Here is a 2,677-nt window from a genome sequence, read left to right as displayed (position 1 = left end):
GGTGATCACCGACTCCGGGCGGGTGGATCAGCGCATCGTCGAACTCGGCGACGTCATCGACGACCACCAGGTGTCCCAGCTGCGTGAGCTGCTCGGCCAGGCGCTGGAGGGCAAGAAGCTGCCGGCCGCCTCGGTGGCGGTCGCGGATTTGGCCAGCCAACTCGACGGCACCGGCGGGTTGGGCGACGCCGTCGGCCGGGCGGCGACGGTGCTGCTGGAGTCGCTGGTGGAGCATAATGACGAGCGTTTGCTGCTGGGGGGCACCGCCAACCTGACCCGCAACACCGCCGACTTCGGGGGTTCGCTGCGCTCCATCCTGGAGGCGCTGGAGGAGCAGGTGGTGGTGCTGCGGCTGCTGGCCGCCCAGCAGGAGGCCGGCAAGGTCACCGTGCGGATCGGCCACGAGACCGAGGCCGAGCAGATGGTGGGCACCTCGGTGGTGTCGACCGCCTACGGGTCGACGGACACCATCTACGGCGGGATGGGGGTGCTGGGGCCCACTCGCATGGACTATCCGGGAACTATCGCTAGTGTCGCTGCGGTTGCTTTGTACATCGGCGAGGTACTGGGTGCCCGATGAACGTGCATCCAGGGAGTTGAACGAAGCCGCCTGGCGCGGCGTGGGAAAGGTCAAGCGTGGCACGCGACTATTACGGGCTGCTCGGCGTGGGCAGAAACGCGAGCGATACAGAGATCAAACGCGCCTACCGCAAACTGGCGCGTGAGCTGCATCCCGACATCAACCCCGACGAGGCGGCGCAGGCGAAATTCCAGGAGATCAGCGTCGCCTACGAGGTGCTGTCCGACCCCGAGAAGCGCCGCATCGTCGATTTGGGCGGGGACCCGCTGGAGAACGCCGCCGCGGCCGGCAACGGCGGCTTCGCCGGCTTCGGCGGCCTGGGCGACGTATTCGAGGCGTTCTTCGGCGGCGGCACCGCCTCGCGCGGACCGGTCGGCCGGGTCCGGCCCGGCTCGGATTCGCTGCTGCGGATGCGGCTGGACCTCACCGAGTGCGCCACCGGGGTGACCAAGCAGGTCACCGTGGACACCGCCGTGCTGTGCGACCGCTGCCAGGGCCGCGGCACCAACGGCGACTCCCAGCCGGTGGCCTGCGACACCTGCGGGGGCCGCGGGGAGGTGCAAAGCGTCCAGCGCTCGCTGCTGGGGCAGGTGATGACGTCGCGGCCGTGCCCGACGTGCCGCGGTGTCGGCGAGGTCATCCTCGACCCCTGCTATCAGTGCGGCGGCGACGGCCGGGTGCGGGCGCGCCGCGAGATCAGCGTGAAGATCCCGGCCGGGGTCGGCGACGGTATGCGGGTCCGGCTGGCCGCCCAGGGCGAGGTGGGCCCGGGCGGTGGCCCGGCCGGTGACCTGTACGTCGAGGTGCACGAGCAGGCCCACGACATCTTCGTCCGCGACGGCGACGACCTGCACTGCACCATCTCGGTGCCGATGGTCGACGCGGCGCTGGGCACCTCGGTCAAGGTGGACGCCATCCTGGACGGGCTCACCGAGATCGCCGTCGCGCCGGGCACCCAGCCCGGCTCGGTGATCACGCTGCGCGGCCACGGCATGCCGCACCTGCGCTCCGGGGTGCGCGGCGATTTGCACGTGCACGTCGAGGTGGTGGTGCCCGACCGGCTGGATGGCCGCGACACCGAATTGCTGCGCGAGCTGAAGAGCCGGCGCAGCCGCGACACCGCCGAGGTCCGGTCGACGCACAGCTCCGCCAGCAGCGGGCTGTTCAGCCGGCTGCGCGAGACGTTCACCGGACGCTGACGGTGGCGGGCCTGTTCTACGTCGACGACCTGCCCGACGTCGGGGGGCTGGCCGCCATTCGCGACGAGGAAGAGGCCTTTCACGCCACCATCGTGCGGCGCATTCGCCGCGGTGAGCAGGTGGTGTTCAGCGACGGCGCCGGGCAGCTGGCCCGCTGCGAAGTCGAACAGGCCGACCGCGGGGGATTGGTGGCGCGGGTGTTGCGGCGCTGGCGCGACGACCCGGCCGCGCCGCCGGTGACGGTGGTGCAGGCGCTGCCCAAATCCGACCGGTCCGAGTTGGCGATCGAACTGGCCACCGAGGCCGGCGCCGATGCGTTCCTGGCCTGGGCCGCGGCGCGCTGCGTGGCCCGTTGGGAGGGTGCCCGGGTCGACAAGGGGCTGCGCCGCTGGCGCGCGGTGGTACGGGCGGCGGCCGCGCAGTCGTGCCGCGCCCACATCCCGGCCGTGGACGGGGTGGTGTCCACCGCTGCGCTGGCCGAGCGGATCCGGGACCGGGTGGCCTCGGGTGCGGTGGTGCTGGTGTTGGACGCCTCGGCCACCGACCGGCTGGCTGACCTGCCGCTGGCGCAGGCGACGGAGCTGATGCTGGTGGTCGGCCCGGAAGGCGGGATCACCGACGACGAGCTCGCGGCGTTGACCGACGCGGGGGCGCTCGCGGTCCGGCTGGGCCCGACCGTGCTGCGCACCTCGAGCGCGGCCGCGGTCGCGTTGGGTGCGTTGGGGGTGCTGACGCCGCGTTGGGGGTGATGCGGCGCGGGCATGCTGCTGAGATCGACGTCTTTTTTTGCGAAACCGGCCGGTTACGGGCCTATAGGTCAATCTGGACGTCGATTTCAGCAGCACCGCCGGTCGCCGGCGCGCTGTGGGCACGGCCCGGCTGGTCGTTGGGGTGGATC

General features: G+C 71.9%; 2 protein-coding genes and 1 pseudogene. All 3 read left to right on the top strand.

Translation table 11 applies throughout. The features are described from left to right. Positions 1 to 580 (top strand): annotated as a pseudogene (locus BKN37_RS26750) (heat-inducible transcriptional repressor HrcA); the annotation flags it as partial. Positions 581 to 636: 56 nt separating this feature from the next. Further along, positions 637 to 1,779 carry a molecular chaperone DnaJ gene (dnaJ, locus tag BKN37_RS26745; RefSeq protein ID WP_071030283.1) on the top strand — a complete coding sequence of 381 codons (1,143 nt, stop codon included), beginning with the start codon at positions 637 to 639 and terminating at the stop codon, positions 1,777 to 1,779. Between the two features lie 2 nt (positions 1,780 to 1,781). Next, on the top strand, positions 1,782 to 2,528 hold the full coding sequence (locus tag BKN37_RS26740) for a 16S rRNA (uracil(1498)-N(3))-methyltransferase (protein WP_071030281.1): 747 nt from the start codon (positions 1,782 to 1,784) through the stop codon (positions 2,526 to 2,528). The last annotated feature ends 149 nt before the right edge of the window (positions 2,529 to 2,677 follow it).

This window comes from Mycobacterium talmoniae (assembly GCF_001854525.1).
In the GTDB taxonomy this organism is placed as follows: Bacteria; Actinomycetota; Actinomycetes; order Mycobacteriales; family Mycobacteriaceae; genus Mycobacterium; species Mycobacterium talmoniae.
This window is presented reverse-complemented; position numbering and strand designations above follow the sequence as displayed.